Annotated in this window: 2 protein-coding genes; both read left to right on the top strand. The window is 38.8% G+C overall.

Features of this window, described 5'->3' with window-relative positions:
* Positions 1-592, top strand: a 592-nt coding sequence (locus tag F6K52_RS36345; RefSeq protein ID WP_293090084.1) for a response regulator transcription factor, incomplete at its 5' end; no start/stop codon positions are given.
* Between the two features lie 167 nt (positions 593-759).
* The coding region (locus tag F6K52_RS36350) for a hypothetical protein (RefSeq protein ID WP_293090086.1) at positions 760-1352 on the top strand (593 nt) is incomplete at its 3' end.

The following is a 1352-nucleotide window of genomic DNA, read 5'->3' on the forward strand; positions in this document are numbered from 1 at the left end:
TGGCGATGCTGTGAATGGTAAGAATGGCTTGGATTTATTGAATAAATTACAGCCTGATATTGCAATTATTGATATTAGCTTGCCTCATAAAGATGGTATCCAAATTACCAGGGAAATAAAAGAAAAAAATACCAAAATCAAGGTCATCATCTTGACGTTGTGGGATTGCAAGGATACAGCATTGAGGGCATTTGCTGCGGGTGCTGATTCCTATTGCATGAAGAATATTGGATTTGAGAAACTCATCGAAGTTATATATCTGACCTATTGTGGTCACACTTGGATTGACCCAACAATTGCACGTTTTATACTCGAACAGGTGCAACAAAGTACTCGACCTCTCTCTAAATCTTTATCACACGATATTGATGATGGTATGGATGAATTGCTGGACTTTTACACGCTGACACAGAGGGAATTGGAGATATTGCACCTGATTGTTGATGGAAATACGAATCGTGCGATCGCAAGTAAACTTTACATCACGCTTGGAACTGTAAAAGCTCACGTTCGGAATATTCTCATGAAAGTTGGTGCAGAAGATCGTACCCAAGCTGCGGTTCACGCTTTGCGTCACGGTTTGTTGGATTAATTCTCTTGCTTCCACAAGTGCAAACCTATAACTCTCGAAATTAGTTAGAAGTTTTGCAAAATAAGGCTTTAATGCTGCAAAATTAACCTTTCAAATCATAGGAAGGAGTTCCTTTTAGTTATCTATAAACGCAGTTTTACAAAATCCAATCAGGAGTATTTGAAGCTATGACTCAGCTTTTAATAAGTGATGTTGTCAATCAGATACAACAAGAAATTGAAATCGATATTCAAGGTCGTGGAAAAGCTAGTATCCGAGCAACAGCAAGATTAGCAGGTGTAAGTGATATGGCGTTGAGAAAGGCTTTTAACAGTGCGAACCTGGAACCCTCTGAATTGGCTACAAAGCTTATGGCACAGGGGTTTAATGCTGCGAACCTGAGTGATTGGTCAGTAATTGGAATTCCCGATATCGCAATTTCCACAATTTTGGAATACTATGCTTTTGACGCTGGTAGGCATTGCACAGAACAGGCAAAATTAGCATATAAAGCCTTTGCTGCTGTTGGAATTCGTACTTGGATGCAACAAATTAAGGGTTGGCAAGAACTAAAACAAGATACAAGTTTACAGCAACCGAGTGTGAAGGATATTTCTGAGGCAATATCCTGTGTATTTTGTATGGGAACTGTTGACCCAAATATTGTTCAAGGGTTAATTGCCAATGAAATTGGTAAGGCTTATCCTCAACTTAAACCCCAGATGGAAACAGTTAAACAATTGTTGCCGACTCCTGTACAAGATGAATTATTAACAGTTAA

It is taken from the genome of Moorena sp. SIO3H5 (genome assembly GCF_010692395.1).
GTDB lineage: Bacteria > Cyanobacteriota > Cyanobacteriia > Cyanobacteriales > Coleofasciculaceae > Moorena.